This window comes from Simplicispira sp., assembly GCF_028687295.1.
In the GTDB taxonomy this organism is placed as follows: Bacteria; Pseudomonadota; Gammaproteobacteria; order Burkholderiales; family Burkholderiaceae_C; genus Simplicispira; species Simplicispira metamorpha.
Window position 1 is genome coordinate 1 of sequence record NZ_JAQUAL010000080.1, and the last position, 14,717, is coordinate 14,717.

12 protein-coding genes are annotated in these 14,717 nt (G+C 65.5%); 3 read left to right on the forward strand and 9 right to left on the reverse strand.

Going from position 1 to position 14,717, the window contains the following annotated elements:
- Window positions 1–1,756 (forward strand): glycosyltransferase (locus PHX69_RS10200; protein ID WP_288043602.1); only part of this gene is annotated, 1,756 nt, incomplete at its 5' end.
- 50 nt (window positions 1,757–1,806) lie between these two features.
- Here the strand turns inward: PHX69_RS10200 and PHX69_RS10205 are convergent.
- The 7 genes from PHX69_RS10205 to rarD all read right to left on the reverse strand — a co-directional run bounded on the left by PHX69_RS10205 (window position 1,807) and on the right by rarD (window position 10,870).
- On the reverse strand, window positions 1,807–3,189 hold the full coding sequence (locus tag PHX69_RS10205) for a TolC family outer membrane protein (RefSeq protein WP_288043603.1): 1,383 nt from the start codon (window positions 3,187–3,189) through the stop codon (window positions 1,807–1,809).
- A gap of 3 nt (window positions 3,190–3,192) precedes the next feature.
- Entirely contained in the window at window positions 3,193–4,569 is a 1,377-nt protein-coding gene (locus PHX69_RS10210) for an HlyD family type I secretion periplasmic adaptor subunit (protein ID WP_288043604.1), read from the reverse strand.
- Window positions 4,570–4,622: 53 nt separating this feature from the next.
- On the reverse strand, window positions 4,623–6,383 hold the full coding sequence (locus tag PHX69_RS10215; protein ID WP_288043605.1) for a type I secretion system permease/ATPase: 1,761 nt from the start codon (window positions 6,381–6,383) through the stop codon (window positions 4,623–4,625).
- 18 nt (window positions 6,384–6,401) lie between these two features.
- Complete coding sequence (locus PHX69_RS10220; protein WP_288043606.1) at window positions 6,402–8,144, reverse strand: type I secretion system permease/ATPase; 1,743 nt, start codon at window positions 8,142–8,144, stop codon at window positions 6,402–6,404.
- Window positions 8,141–8,749: a hypothetical protein gene (locus PHX69_RS10225; RefSeq protein ID WP_288043607.1), complete on the reverse strand. Its 609-nt coding sequence runs from the start codon at window positions 8,747–8,749 to the stop codon at window positions 8,141–8,143. Before PHX69_RS10225 ends, PHX69_RS10220 begins: the two co-directional genes overlap by 4 nt.
- Before the next feature lie 156 nt (window positions 8,750–8,905).
- Window positions 8,906–9,892 carry a diaminopimelate dehydrogenase gene (locus tag PHX69_RS10230; RefSeq protein WP_288043608.1) on the reverse strand — a complete coding sequence of 329 codons (987 nt, stop codon included), beginning with the start codon at window positions 9,890–9,892 and terminating at the stop codon, window positions 8,906–8,908.
- 78 nt (window positions 9,893–9,970) lie between these two features.
- Window positions 9,971–10,870: an EamA family transporter RarD gene (gene rarD / locus PHX69_RS10235; protein ID WP_288043609.1), complete on the reverse strand. Its 900-nt coding sequence runs from the start codon at window positions 10,868–10,870 to the stop codon at window positions 9,971–9,973.
- Window positions 10,871–11,505: 635 nt separating this feature from the next.
- On the opposite strand from rarD, the gene PHX69_RS10240 reads away from it, so the two are divergent.
- Together PHX69_RS10240 and PHX69_RS10245 are read left to right on the forward strand one after the other, a co-directional pair.
- Window positions 11,506–11,946 carry a thermonuclease family protein gene (locus tag PHX69_RS10240; protein WP_502958517.1) on the forward strand — a complete coding sequence of 147 codons (441 nt, stop codon included), beginning with the start codon at window positions 11,506–11,508 and terminating at the stop codon, window positions 11,944–11,946.
- A 19-nt stretch (window positions 11,947–11,965) separates the two neighbouring features.
- A complete protein-coding gene (locus PHX69_RS10245; RefSeq protein WP_119011854.1) occupies window positions 11,966–12,790 on the forward strand; it encodes a pseudouridine synthase in 825 nt (274 codons plus the stop codon).
- Window positions 12,791–12,827: 37 nt separating this feature from the next.
- Here PHX69_RS10245 and PHX69_RS10250 read toward each other — a convergent pair whose 3' ends face one another.
- Together PHX69_RS10250 and PHX69_RS10255 are read right to left on the reverse strand one after the other, a co-directional pair.
- Entirely contained in the window at window positions 12,828–14,030 is a 1,203-nt protein-coding gene (locus tag PHX69_RS10250) for a M20 aminoacylase family protein (protein ID WP_288043611.1), read from the reverse strand.
- A gap of 4 nt (window positions 14,031–14,034) precedes the next feature.
- A partial coding sequence (locus tag PHX69_RS10255) for a tripartite tricarboxylate transporter substrate binding protein (protein WP_288043612.1) occupies window positions 14,035–14,717 on the reverse strand: 683 nt, incomplete at its 5' end.

Genomic DNA, 14,717 nt, shown 5'->3' on the forward strand with positions numbered 1-14,717 from the left:
CCAGCGCGCCCAGGGCCTGCACGCGTGCGCCTTGGTGCATGGCGACCCGCTGCCCGATGACCCCGATTGGCTGATACGCGTGCCGGTGCAAGGCCATCTGGTCTATGCACCAATTGCCGTCGGATTTCGGGCCGCGCTGGCGCGTGCGATTCGGCAGTTCCGGCCCGACGTATTGCACCTGCACATGCCCAATAACTCCGCCTTCTGGGCGCTCACGCTGTCCGAGGCCCGTGCCATTCCGTGGGTGGTGCATTGGCATTCGGACGTAGTGGTATCGCGCATCCGGGCCGCCGTGGCGCTGGCCTACCGCGCCTACCGCCCGTTTGAACAGGCGGTGCTGGAGCGCGCTGAACGCATCATGGCCACCTCGCCGCCGTATTTGCAGGCCAGTGAGCCCTTGCAGCCCTGGCGCAGCAAATGTGCCGTGGTGCCGCTGGGCCTGGGCCATGTGGCCAGCGCCGCGCCTACCTCACCAGACACTGCGGCAACCACCCCATGCACCGGCCCTTGGCGCCCCGGCACCCTGCGCCTGCTATCGATCGGTCGGCTCACCTATTACAAAGGCTTCGAAACACTGATCGAAGCCGTGGCCGATATGCCCGGCGTGGAGTTGCTGATCGTCGGCGATGGCGAACTACACGCCCCATTGCAGGCACTGATAGCGCACACCACGCCCACCGGACAGACGCCCGCCGTGCGCCTGCTCGGCAGCGTGAGCGATGCCGAAAAAAACGCATTGCTGCAAAGCTGTGATGTGTTCTGCCTGGCCTCGCGCGAGCGCACCGAAGCCTTTGGCGTGGTACTGCTCGAAGCCATGGCCCATGGCCGCCCTTGCATCGTCTCGCAACTGCCAGGCTCGGGCATGCCGTGGGTCATAGAACAATCGGGGGCTGGTCTGCACGCGGCGCCACAAGACCCGGCCAGCTGGAAAAATGCCATCGCTCACCTGCAACACCAGCCAGCCCTGCGCCAACAACTGGGCCAGGCCGGACAACGGGCACTGCAAGCGCACTTCACTATCGCTGCCTGCGAGCGCCAGGTGGCCGCGCAGTACGCACTGGCCGCCCCCGCCAGCTGCCCCCCCGACCCACGCAAAAATGTGCTCATCGTCATCCCTGCGCGCGACGAAGCCACCACCATTGGCGCCATGCTGGAGCGGCTCCAGACGGCCGGATGGACTGATGTGCTGGTGATTGACGACCAAAGCAGTGATGCCACCGGCGCCATTGCCCGCCAGGCGGGCGCCATTGTGCTGCGGCCCACTTTATCCATGGGCGCCTGGGGCGGCATGCAAACCGGCATACGCCACGCCCTAGCGCACGGCTACCAGGCCGTCATCACCATGGACGCCGACGGCCAGCACGAGGTGGAAGAAATCCCTACGCTGCTACAGGCGCGCCAAAGTGCGGATTTGGTGATCGGCGCCTTCCCAGAGCGCGCCAGCGCCCTGCGCCAACTGGCCTGGCGCTGGTTCCGTGAACTGGCAGGCTTTGACCTGCGGGACCTGACATCGGGTTTTCGGCTGTACAACCGCGCCGCCATGCGCGTGCTGGCCACGCGCGAAGCTACTTTGCTGGATTACCAGGATTTGGGCGCACTGATCATGGTGCGCCGCGCCGGGCTGCATATCACCGAGGTACCCGTCACTATGAACCTGCGCGTGGCAGGCCAGTCGCGCATCTTCAATTCATGGCTCAGCGTGGGTCGCTACATGGCAGCCACCACGCTGCTGTGCCTGGCGCGCTGGCGGCGCTGACGGCGGGGCTGGACGCGCGCCGCAGGCGCCACACCAGGCCCAGGCCTTGGTCACTGCGCCAGCCAGGTGTTGACTTGGCGAACGCTCTCCAGCCTGTCCTCCCCCGCCAACGATTGCAGACGCATCTGTGACACCAGGTACACATACCGCGCCTGGGCCAGATCACGCAGGGCCATGGTTTTTTGCTGCTCGGCGTTAAGCACATCGATCGTGGTGCGCACCCCAGCCGCAAAAGAGCGGCGGTTGGATTGCACGGCCTGGTCTGCCGAGCGCACGGCCTGCTCCAGCGCCTGGATGCGCAGCACGCCCTCGGTCATGGCCCGGAACTCGCGGTGTACACGCACGCCCAAATCACGCCGTGCGGCCTCCAGCATCTCACTCGCCCGCTCTTGCCCGGCCACTGCCTGGCGCACTGTAGAACTGACATAGCCACCGCCATACAGCGGCACCGACAACTGCAAACCAATCGTTTTGTTGTCGTAGCGCGAGTTCACGCTGGTCACGCTGTCGCTGTTGGTGCGTGCCCATTGCGCTACGGCATCCAGGGTGGGCAGATGGCCTGAGTTCGCCTTGTCCACCTCCTGGCGTGCGGCCTCCAGCTGGGCACGCAATGCGCGCAACTCGGGACTGCCCTGTTCGGCACGTTCCATCCAGGCATCCACCGAGGTGGGTACAGGCTGCGTGGCCTGGAAGCGCTGTACATCCAGGCGTGCCAGCGTGTCCATGCTCTGCCCGGTCAGCACCTCGATGCGATGGCGGGTGAAGTCCAGGTTCTGCCGTGCTTCCAGCTCCTGCGCCACCGTCATGTCCAGGCGCGCCTGGGCCTCATCGACATCGGTGCGGGTACCCGTACCGGCGGCAAAGCCTTTGCGCGCAGCGTCCAGTTGGGTGCTGTAGGTGGTTTTTTGTGCCAGCACCAGCTCCAGCTGGTCTTCGGCCAGCAGTGCATCGAAATAAGCCTCACCCACGCGCACGACCAAGCTTTGCTCGTCGCGTTCCAGCGTGGCATCAGCGTCTTCCACTTGTGCCTCGGCCTGGCGCACCGACGCACTCTGGTACGGGCGGTACAACGGCTGGCGCACAGACAAGGTCTGGTTGCCAGAGTAATACTCGTTTTTGCTGGTAGTGGGCTGACCGGCAAAGTTGCGGCCCTTGCTGGTCAGGTCGTTGTGGTTGCGGCCCACGCTGAGCGACACGTTAGGCAGCAGCTGAGCGCGCGCCTGCGGCAGGCGCTCACGGCTGGCCTCGGCGCCCGAGCGCGCAGCGCGGATTTGCGCGTCGTTGGCATAGGCGGCTTCATAGGCCTGGCGCAAGTCCATGGCATGGGCGGTGGTGGACAGCAGTGCCGCGCACGCGCTGGCCACTGCGGTGCGCAGCACCCAGGCACTGCGGCACGGGGCCACAGCAGGAAAGTGGAAAAAACTTATCAACACCGCTCACTCCTCTTTCATGGAGGCAGACACGCGCTTGAGCAACGGGTGCAGCAAATACGTCAGCATGGAACGTTCGCCGGTCTTAAATACCACCTCCACCGGCATACCGGGCTGCAACTGGCGCTTGCCCAGTGTCTTCATGCCCTCGGGGGTTACCTGCACGCGCGCCAGGTAATAGGTCACGCCAGTCTGCGGTTCAGTGAGCAAGTCAGCCGATACCGACACCACCTGCCCCTGCACCACCAACTGCGGCGAATGCGCAAACGAAGAAAAGCGCACATCCACCGGCAGCTGTGCATGCACCCTGTCGATCAGGTGCGGCGCCACATGGGCTTCGAGCAGCAAGGGCTCATCACCAGGGACGATGTCCATGAGCTTCTGCCCCGGTTGCACCACGCCACCCACGGTCTGCACTGCCAGACTCACCACCTGACCCGCTGCTGGCGCCTTGATCTCGGTACGCTCCAGGTCGTTGGTCACGGCCTTGAACTTCTGTTCCTCAGACAACACCTCGCGGCTGACATCGGCCAGCTGCGTCTCCACCTCACGGCGGAAGTCCTGCTGGCGCGACATGGCACGCTGGCGCAGCTCACCAATGGCGCGCTGGGCACGCACGGTATTGCCCTGCAAATCGGCGATCGCAGAGCTGGAGTCAGCCACCATGCGCTCCATCTCCAGCTGGCGGTTGCGCGGTGCATAACCCTCTTTGACCAGCCCGCGCAAATTGCCCAGCTCCTCGTTGATCAAGGCCAGCTGGCTGCGCCGGTGGGTCAACATGCTGGCGTAGGCAGTCAGCAGCCCTTGCTGGCCCTGGATGTTTTCTTCAATCGATTGCAAATCCGAGCGCAGCAGGTTGCGCCGGGTCATGAACAATTGCTCCTGGTTGAGCATTTGCTGACGGATCAGCGGATCGGACGCAGCCGCCTCCAGATCGGCATGGAAGCGCACACTGGCACGGCCCAGTTGCTCGGCCTCCAGACGCGCCTGCATGGCGCGCAAGCCCAGGTAGCGCTGGCGCGAAGATTCGTGGTTGGCGCGCGCCACCGCCTCGTCCAGGCGAACCAGCAGCTGGCCCTCTTTGACCACATCGCCCTCGCGCACCAGCACTTCCTTGACGATGCCGCCGCTCAGGTGCTGGACCGCCTTGCGCTTGGTGTCGATGGCCACGAGGCCCTGGCCTGGCACGCCCTCGTCCAGGGGCGCCAGCCCGGCCCACAGCAAAAATCCGCCAAACCCGATGGCCAGCGCCCACAGGCCCACGCGGCCCACGCGCCGGGCGTCTGTGGCCGGGGCAGGCGCTGCACCCACACCGGGCACGTCGGCGACGGCACCGACAAGGCTTTTGCTGGCAGAAGAAGAACTCAAAAGTGGTGTACCCATGTCAAAACTCGACAAAGTTGGATGTCATAAAAGCAGAAAAACCGGCGCTGCCATCAAGCGGGCTGGGGCGCTGTCCCCGTGCCTGAACCACCTGGCGCTTGCGCGGTGGCCTGGGCCTGGGCCTGTGCCTGGGCGTTGCGCAGCGCTGCCAGTACCTGGTCGCGCGGGCCATCAGCCTGCACCTGGCCGTCCTTGAGGATGAGCAGGCGGTCGGCCACGGCCAGAATGCCGGGCCGGTGGGTAATCAGAAACACCGTGCGCCCCTGGGCCTTGAGCTCCTGCACGGCACGCACCAGGGCGGCTTCGCCCACGTCGTCCAGGTTGGCATTGGGCTCATCGAGCACGACCAGTACCGGATCGCCATACACCGCCCTCGCCAGCCCGATGCGCTGGCGCTGCCCGCCTGAGAGCAGGCCGCCGGCTTCGCCAATCGGGGTGTCGTAGCCTTTGGGGAAACGCAAAATCATTTCGTGCAGCCCGGCGCTGCGCGCGGCGGCAATCACCTTGTCGGACACCACCTCGCCAAAACGGGCGATGTTCTCGGCAATCGTGCCCTCGAACAGCTCGATGTCTTGGGGCAAGTAGCCCAGGTGGGGGCCCAGCTCGGTGCGGTCCCAGCCGTTGATGGGCAGGCCGTCCAGCAGCACCTCGCCCGAGACATCCGGCCAGATGCCCACCATGCAGCGCGCCAGTGTGGACTTGCCCGAACCCGAAGGGCCAAGCACCACCGTGACGGTGCCCGCCTGCACTGCCGTGCTCACCCCCTTGAGGATGGGGGTTTTGCGGCCCGGCGCGGTGGCCACCACATCACGCAACGTCAATGCGCCTTGGGGCGCCACGCGCGAGAGGGCTGGATCGCGCTCGGGGTAGTCGCGCAGCAAGGCTTCGAGTCGCTCGAAAGCCGAACGGGCGCTGATAAACCCGCGCCAAGTACCCACCAACATGTCGATCGGCGAGAGCGCGCGCGTCATCAACACGTTGGCGGCAATCATGCCCCCGGGCGAGAGCTGGCCGTCAATCACCAGCAAGGCCCCGGCACCCAGCGCCAGCGATTGCTGCGAGTAGCGGATGAACTTGCTCAACGCTGTGATGCGCCCCGTGATGGCCTGCGCCGCCGACTGCAATTGCAGCGTCTGCTGGTGGCGCTGCGCCCAGTGCGGACGCAGGTTGCTCACCATGCCCATGGATTCGAGCGTTTCCGCGTTGCGCAGCTTGCTTTGCAGGTAGGAACCCGATTCGCTGCTGGCCTTGGATGCCGCCTCAGCGGGCGCTACGGTGCGGCTGTGGCCCAGCCAGGCCAGCGCCATTTGCACCAAGGCAAACACAATGGCCAGCCAGCCCAGCATGGGGTGCAGGAAGAACAACACCACCAGGTACACCGGCGCCCAGGGCGCATCGAAGAAGGCAAATATGCCGTTGCCGGTGATGAACTGGCGAATCTGGATCAGATCACCAAACGCTTTGGCCGGGCCGCTGCTGGACTGGCTCAGGTACGACTCGAAGCTGGCATTGAACACCCGCGTGCCCAGCGCCGCATCCAGCCGCACGCCCGTGCGCACCAGCACCCGCGAGCGCATCCACTCGGCAAAGGCCATCACACCAAACAAAAACAAAGTGATCAGCGACACCGCCAGCAGCGTCAGCTCGCTGCGGCTGAGCATGACGCGGTCAAAGACCTGCAGCATGTACAGCGTGGGCGAGAGCATCAGCACGTTGGCCACCATGCTGAACAAGCCCACCATCAGGAATTCGCGGCGAAAGCTCCACAGCACCTGCGTCAGTTCGCTGCGGTTGAAGAAAGCAGTTTTTTTCATGGTCTTGGATTCCGTGGCTCAGGCCATGCGCGTGGCCGCTGCGGGTGCAGCCTGGGGCCGCTGTGCTGGCTGCGCCGCTTGCTGCAGCGCAGCCAGCACCTCGTCGCGCGGTCCAAAAGCCTGCATTTGCCCATCGCGCAGCACCAGCATCTTGTCGGCCACGGCCAGCACGCTGGTGCGGTGCGTCATCACCACAAAGGTGGTGCCACGCGCCTTCAGGGTGGCGATGGTGCGGGCCAGGGCGGCGTCGCCCTCTTCGTCCAGGCTGGAGTTGGGCTCGTCGAGCACGACAAACACCGGGTTGCCGTAAATAGCCCGTGCCAGGCCGATGCGCTGGCGCTGGCCGCCCGACAGGCGCGCGCCGCCATCGCCCACCGGGCTGTCGTAACCCTGGGGCAGGGTCAGAATGAATTCATGCAGGCCCACGGCGCGGGCTGCGGCCTCGACCTGGGTGTGATCCACCTGGCCAAAGCGGGCGATGTTCTCAGCCACCGAGCCCTCGAACAGCTCCACACCCTGGGGCAGATAGCCCACGCAGGGGCCCAGCTCGGCTTTGTCCCAGGTGAACACATCCACGCCATCCAGACGCACCTTGCCCATGGCTGCAGGCCACAGCCCGGTCAGCAGACGCGCCAGCGTCGTCTTGCCCGAGGCCGAGGGGCCGACCACCGCCAGCACCTCACCCGGCGCCAGCGCAAACGCTACGCCTTTGAGGATGTTGCCAGCCTGTGTGCCGGGCGCACCGGCCACCAGTTGCTCGACCTGCACAGCGCCGCGCGGTGCGGGCAAAGCCATGTTCTCGGGGCGCGGGGGCACGGCGGTCAGCAGGTTATCGAGGCGCGTCCAAGCGTCGCGCACATTGACCACGGCCTGCCACTGGGCCACCACCTGCACCAGCGGCGCCAGCATGCGCCCACCCAGTACCGATGCAATGATCATCATCCCGTCGCCACCATTGAGGCTGTTGTGCAGCAGCAGCCAGCAGCCCAGGCCCAGCAGCAGCGAACTCAAGGTGGTTTGCAGCAGCTTGGAGACGGCCTGGTAACCACCCGCAGCCTCCGAGGCTTTTGCCTGCAGGTTCAAAAACTCACGCTGCTTGTCCATCCAGCGGGCGTGGATATCACGCAGCATGCCCATGGACTCGATCACCTGGGCATTGCGCAGCGAGCCGTCGGCGTACTGCTGGGCGGCGATGGCGCTGCGGTTGGCCTCCATCAGCGTGGGCTTGGTGCTACGCTCGTTGAACCAGCCCACCACCGTCAGCACCAGGGCAAACACCAGCGACACCCAGCCCAGCACCGGGCTGATCAAAAACAGCAGCACCGCGCACACCAGCGCCACGGGCACCTCCATCATGGCCAGCAGCGCGGGCGAAGACAGAAAATCGCGCACCTGCCGAAAATCGTTCAGCGGCTGCTGCGTGCCGCCGGGAATGCGGCGCAGGTTGGCCTCGAAAATCGCCTGAAAAATACGTCCGGACAACTTCGCATCCAGGGCATTGCCAGCGGCGCGCATCAGTTCGCCACGGGCCCACTCCAGCACTTCCATGAGCACATACACGCCCAGCACCAGCAAGGTCAACATGACCAGCGTGGTATGGCTGCGGCTGTTGACTACGCGGCCATAGACTTCCAGCATGTAGCCTGTGGGCGCCAGCACCAGCAAGCTGGTGAGCACGCTGAACCAGCCAGCGCGGACAAAATAAGGGCGCAAATCGGCCAGGGCCGTGCGCAGTTCAGACGGGGGTTTGTTGGGGTTCATGCCACTTCTTCAACCATCACATACTCGGGAATTTCGCCACCGTCGGGCAAGGCAGGACTGCTGGCCACGGCGGGCTCATCGGGATCGACCAAAAAGAACGACAGCACGTACACGCCATCAGGGCGGCAAGCCAGCACGATCTCGCGCAGTTTGCTGGCATGGAACGCCGCCTCGTCTTCGGGGCGCAACGCCAGCTGAAAGCGCATGCGCCCGTCCAACGTGAACATGGACAACTGCCCGCCCTTGAGGCTCAGGGTGTGCCGGTCAAAGTACACGGGGCAGCTGGGTGCAAAGCGCAGCCGCGGCAGCGGCTTGTCGCCCAGGCGCGTCAGGTGAAAGGGGCTGGCCGGGTGCTGAAACACCAGCCGGCAGGTGCGCGAGACGGAGTAAATCGCGTTGCACACCATCTGCGAGCCCATCTCGGGAAACTGCTCACGCAACTGCCGGTAGGCCAGGTGGTGCAGCGCCACCCGGTTCCAGATGCGCGTTTGCTGCACCAGCGGCGCCAGTGCGTTGCACACCTGCGCAAAGCCCTGCTGCAAAGCCTGCAGGCGCTGCACCTGTTCAGGCGAAGCATTGAGCGGAATGCGCAGTGTGGAATTCATATAGGAGGCGCAGTGTAACCGCCTCCTATATGAAATTCATATAGGAACCTGGATTTTTTTGCCAGCCATGGAAAGTGGCTGGTGATTTTTTCAAAAATGATAGCTACTAGCGCTCACCCAGCAAGCGCTAGAAACCTATTCGGCACTCAAAAGTGATCACAACGCATGCGCGCGCAAATGCTCGGGGCTGTGCGGCGACAGCAAGCCCGGCGCCACGTCCAGCACCGTTTTGGCGCCGTACTGCCCCTGCTGGTGCAGGCGGTACACCGCACGGGCATAGGCCACCAGCACGCTGGCGGTGAACTCGGGGTTGCTGTCCAGCGTGAGGCCGTACTCAATCACCTGGCCGTTTTCGGGCGTGGTGTTGCCGCTGCGAATGACAAAGCCGCCGTGTGGCATGGCGCTGTGGTCGCGGCGCAGTTCCTCGTGGGTGATGAAGTGAACCTGCGTGTCGTATTCATCAAAGTAGTGCGGCATGGTGACGATGGCGCGGCGCACGGTGCCGGGGTCTGCGCCGGTTTGCAGCACCACAAAGCATTCGCGCCGGTGCTTCTGGCGCGTGCTCAGCACCGGGCGGGTGCCGCTGCGCACCTGCTCCACCGCTTCGGGCACAGGGATGGTGTATTGCACGCCCGCCGCCACGCCCGAGATGCGGCGGATGGCGTCGGAATGCCCCTGGCTCAAGCCCTTGCCCCAGAAGGTGTAGGTGGCGCCATCGGGCAACAGCGCCTCGCCCATGACGCGCTGCACCGAGAACATGCCCGGGTCCCAGCCCGCAGAAATCAGCGCGGTTTTGCCGTGGGCACGGGCGGGCGCGTCCACGGCAGCAAAGTATTCAGGGATGCACGCGTGCGTGTCAAAGCTGTCCACCGTGTTGAACAGCGCTGCCAACGCGGGGCCTTGCTGGGGCAGGTCGGTCTTGGAGCCGCCGCACAGAATCAGCACGTCGATCTGGTCGGTGTGCCCGTGCAGGGCGCCCATGGCGTACACCGGGGTTCCCGCTTGCAGCGGTGTGATGCGCTCGGGCGCGCGGCGGGTGTAGAGGCCCACCAGCTGCATGTCGGGGTTTTTGACCAAGGCGGCCTCCACACCTCGGCCCAGGTTGCCGTGGCCAGCGATAGCGATTCGGATGGGTTGATCCATGTTTCTTCCTTTGGTGAGTGATTGAAAAAAACCAGTACATGGCCCCGCCCGGAACATGTTTGCGCACTCAGCGCCGTATCACGGTGCGGTCTTGGCCAGCGCCTGGGGTGTGTGCCACAGGCGCCACACGCCTTCGAGCACCAGCACGCCCACAGCGGCAAACACGAAGGCATATGTGGGCCACTGCCCCGGCGCCAGCGACTCGCCCAGCAGCAGCGCCACCAGCACCAGCAGCACCGGCTCGACATACGAGAGCAGGCCAAACAGCCCCATGGGCAGCCAGCGGCTGGCGGCCATGTACAGCGCCAGCGCCACCGCGCTGACCAGCCCCAGCGCGGGCAGCAACAGTGGCAGCGCGGGGGTGTCCGCCACCAGCGGCCAGCTCGTCGGCGCCCGCAGGGTAAACCACAGCGCCGCCGGGGCCAGCAGCAGCATGTCAAGCCAGTGGCCTGCCAGCCCTTCGGTGCGCAAAAAACGCCGTAGCATGAAATACGCCGGATAGCCCAGCGCCACCAACGCCGTCTCCCAGGAAACGCCGCCCACGCGCAGCAGTTCGTGCGCCACACCGGCACCGGCCAGGGCGCTGGCCAGCAGCTGGGCCCGGCCCAGGCGCTCGCGGTAAAACAGCCGCCCCACCAGCACCAATGCCAGCGGCAGCAAAAAGTAGCCCAGCGACACCGGCAGCGCCCGCCCTTGCAGCGGCGCCCACATGAACAGCCACAGCTGCACACCCAGCAGCGCTGCACTCAGGCACAGGCCCAGTGCCAGCACCGGGCGCTGGCACACCCGAATGGCCAGCAGCCGCACCTGCGCGCCCTCACCCCACCACAGCAGCAGCGCCGTCGTAAAGGGCAGTGTCAGGAGCACGCGCCAGCCAAAAATCTGCTCCCCGTCGAGCGGCGCCAAAAACGGCGACAAGTAGTAAATCGCGCCAAACAACAACGACGCCAGCACGGACGCCACAAGGCCCTTGATCACAGGAATACGGCTTTCAACAACAAGGCAGCAAAAAAGAGGAAGGGCGCAGCGCCGCAATGGGGCATTGTCGGCGATGCCCACCTGTGCGCAGCCCCCGGCCCCCAGCTTGTCCCCCGCAGCTGTGCGCCAAGCTGTGGACAACTACCCGGACAAGTGCGCCAAACCCGCGCCAGCACTGGGTTTGTCAGCACCGCCCAAAAAACAGGCAAAGCGCCGCTGCCATGCCGCCACAGCGCCCCGTGCGGCCTTTGAATTGACTATTTTGATAGCTGCTTGCGCCCAGTGCGTAAGGCTTTGAGCCAGTTTTGACTAAAAATTGACCGCCCCCACCAGCCCTACCCACCCCACACCGGCCACAAGCCACCCGCATCCAGGCACCCCGGCAGGGCCCACAACCGCCGCCTATTTGTACCCAGACACTGTGGGCCAATCTGTGGATAACTTCGTGGACAAGCGCGCAAAGCCGCGCCAGCATTGGGTTTTGACGCAGCGCCTAAAAATAAGGCAATCGGCACACGCGCTGCCAAGTACGCGGGCAAACGCTATAGTTCGCCCCCCGCCCACGGCGCTGGGCGGTGGCCATACGGCACCGCCTGCGGCCCTGGCCCGTTTTGCTTGCTGTCTTTTTGTCTCCCGTGTCCCTTGCCGTCATGCTGTGCCTGGTCGTCGCCGTGAGCGATGGCGACACCCTTACCGCCCGCTGCAACCAGCGTGGCGCCTACGCCCAACCCGTCAAAGTGCGCATTGCCGCCATCGACGCCCCCGAAAGCCGACAAGCCTTTGGCACCCGCGCGCGGCTCAACCTGCTCAAGCTGTGCGCCGGGCGCACGGCCACCATACAGCCGCACGAAACCGACAGATATGGCCGCACCGTGGCCAGCGTGCGCTGCGGCAACACCGACGTGGCCACGGCCCAGGTGCGTGCAGGCCTGGCCTGGGTGTACACGCCCTACGCCAAGCAGCACCCGCAACTGGTGCCCCTGCAACGCGAGGCCCGGGCCAGCAAAGTCGGGCTGTGGTCGCAAGCGCGCCCGCTGGCGCCGTGGGACTACCGCCGCCGCTACCAGCGCCGCTGATGCCACACGCCAGCGCACGATGAGCAACCTGCCACCACCGCCCCTGCCGCCCACCAGCCCGGCACCGCAGGCGCACGACCGTGCCGGTACCGATGCCAGCATCCCCGGCCCGCTGCACATCCTGTGGCGCGATGAACATCTGGTGGCGGTATACAAGCCCGCAGGCTGGCTGGTACACCGCACCGGGCTGGACGCGGGCGAAACCCGCTTCGTGCTGCAAACCCTGCGCGACCAGCTGGGCCAGCGCGTGTACCCGGTACACCGGCTCGACAAAGGCACCTGCGGCGTGCTCGTGATGGCGCTGCACAGCGATGCCGCCCGCGCCCTGGGCCTGGCCTTTGAGCAGCAGCGCACGCACAAACGCTACATCGCCCTGGTGCGCGGCTGGTTGCCGGAACACGCCGACGTCCACCACCCTCTGCGCCCCGACGATGCGCCCCCGGATGCGCCGGTGCAAGACGCCCACACCCGCTTTCGCTGCCTGGCGCGCCTGGAGTTGAACGCGTGCTTTGATGCGCGCCACCCCACCACGCGCGCCTCGCTGGTCGAAGCCGTGCCCACGACCGGGCGGCGCCACCAGATCCGGCGCCACCTCAAGCACCTGGCCCACCCCATTTTGGGCGACGCTACCCACGGCAAAGGCCCGCTCAACCGCTGGTGGGCAGAGCAACTGGGGCAGACACGGCTGTGGCTGCACGCGCAATCGCTGACCGTGCCCCACCCCGCCACCGGCGCACCGCTGGAGCTGGCCTGCGACTGGAACGCCCTGCAAGCCCACGTGCCTGATGCCGCCGATTGGCTGCGCCTGCAACAGCAATGGGCCTGGCACTACCTGGGCAGCTGACCCGCCGCACCGCTCTGCCCGGACGCCCCGGCACGATTCAGGCCGACAAAAACCGCTCGGTCAACCGCACCCAGTAGGCGCTGCCGATGGCGATGTTGCCGTCGTCAAAATCGTAGTTCGGGTTGTGCACCATGCAGGCGCCGTGGCCGCCGCTGGCCGCGTCGCCGTTGCCAATGAACAGATAGCTGCCCGGCACCTGCTCCAGCATGAAGGCAAAGTCCTCGCTGCCGGTCAGGGGGGCCGTTTGCAGCACCACCTGGTCGGCCCCCAGCAGCTCCAGCGCCACCTGGCGCGCAAACTCGGTCTCGGGCTGGGTGTTGACCAGCACCGGGTAGCCCCCCTGAAAATCCACCGTGGCCTGGCAGCCGTAGCTGTGCGCCTGCGCCTCGACCAGCTCGCGGATGCGGCGGTTGAGCAGCTGGCGCACCGCGCGGTCTAGCGAGCGCACGCTCAGTTTCAGCGTGGCCGTTTGTGGAATCACGTTGTTGGCCTCGCCCGCCTGGAAAGCGCCGACGGTGATCACCGCCATGTGCAGCGGCGGCACATTGCGCGCCACGATGGTCTGCAAGCCCATCACGATGGCCGCACCGGCCACCACCGGATCGATGGCCACGTGCGGCATGGCGCCATGGCCGCCCTGGCCTTGCAGCGTGATGGTGATGTTCTCGCTGGAGGCCATGGTGGCGCCCTCGCGCAGCAGCAACTGGCCGCGCGGAAAACCCGGCATGTTGTGCATGGCAAAAATGGCGTCGCACGGAAACTGCTCAAACAGGCCGTCTTCCATCATCTTTTTGGCGCCGCCCAGGCCCTCCTCGGCAGGCTGAAAGATGAGGTTGAGCGTGCCATCAAACTGGCCGTGCTCGGCCAGGTGCTTGGCTGCGGCCAGCAGCATGGCGGTGTGGCCGTCATGACCACAGGCGTGCATCAGGCCAGCGTGGCTGCTGGCGTGCGGCAGGCCGGTGGCTTCCTGGATGGGCAGCGCATCCATATCGGCGCGCAGGCCCAATCGCTTGCCGCCCTGGCCACACACCAGCTGGCCCACCACCCCCGTACCCCCCAGGCCGCGCGTGACGCGGTAGCCCCAGGAGGCCAGCCGCTGGGCCACCAGCTCACTGGTACGGAACTCCTGGTAGCCCAGTTCGGGGTGGCGATGGATGTCGCGGCGCAGCGCCGTGAACTCCGCCGACAAGGCGTGCAAGGCCGACAAGGTGCCGGGGCTGCGGGACAGGGTGCCTGGCATGGTGTTACTGCGCCTGCAAATTGATGGACTTGGCAATGGCACGGAACTGTGCCGTACCGTCGGCATAGGCCTTGCCCACCGCCGCCAGCGGCAGCGGCTTGGCCGTCAGCTGGCTGCTGGCCTCCAGGCCGGCGTGGACGGTCGGATCGCTCAGCGTGTCGGTGATGGCCTTGTGCAGCACCTGCACGATGGGCTCGGGCGTGTCTTTCTTGACGAAGTAACCCGTCCAGATATTGAAATCAAAGTCCTTGAGCTGCTTGCTCTCGGTGATCAGGGGGTATTGCTTGGTGCTTTCTTCGCGCGTCTTGTTGAGCATGGCCAGGATCTTGATCTTGCCGTCCTTGTACAAGCCTTCGTACATTTTGCCGTAGGGCCCCAGGAAGATATCGACCTGGCTGGCAATCAAATCCTGGCTGGCGGGCGCGGCGCCTTTGTAGGGCACATGCGTCATGGCAATACCGGTGGTTTTGGACAAATGCTCGCCCAGCAGGTGGTAGAAGCTGCCAGGCCCTACCGAGGCGTAGGTGACGGGCTTGCCCTCTTTGGCCATCTTGCGCGCATAGTCCAGAAACTCATCGACGCTGTTGGCCGGAATGTCTTTGCGCGCCAAAAACGCAATCTGCGCCGTGGCAATCATCTGCACCAGGCGGAAGTCTTCGCTCTTGAACTTGATGGACGAAATGGCCA

Bases quoted from the DNA above. Each gene is read 5' to 3' on its own strand.
- PHX69_RS10225 (WP_288043607.1), bottom strand. From the start codon at position 8,749: ATGAATTCCACACTGCGCATTCCGCTCAATGCTTCGCCTGAACAGGTG.
- PHX69_RS10245 (WP_119011854.1), top strand. From the start codon at position 11,966: ATGAGCAACCTGCCACCACCGCCCCTGCCGCCCACCAGCCCGGCACCG.
- PHX69_RS10215 (WP_288043605.1), bottom strand. From the start codon at position 6,383: ATGAAAAAAACTGCTTTCTTCAACCGCAGCGAACTGACGCAGGTGCTG.
- PHX69_RS10250 (WP_288043611.1), bottom strand. From the start codon at position 14,030: ATGCCAGGCACCCTGTCCCGCAGCCCCGGCACCTTGTCGGCCTTGCAC.
- PHX69_RS10210 (WP_288043604.1), bottom strand. From the start codon at position 4,569: ATGGGTACACCACTTTTGAGTTCTTCTTCTGCCAGCAAAAGCCTTGTC.
- PHX69_RS10230 (WP_288043608.1), bottom strand. From the start codon at position 9,892: ATGGATCAACCCATCCGAATCGCTATCGCTGGCCACGGCAACCTGGGC.
- PHX69_RS10220 (WP_288043606.1), bottom strand. From the start codon at position 8,144: ATGAACCCCAACAAACCCCCGTCTGAACTGCGCACGGCCCTGGCCGAT.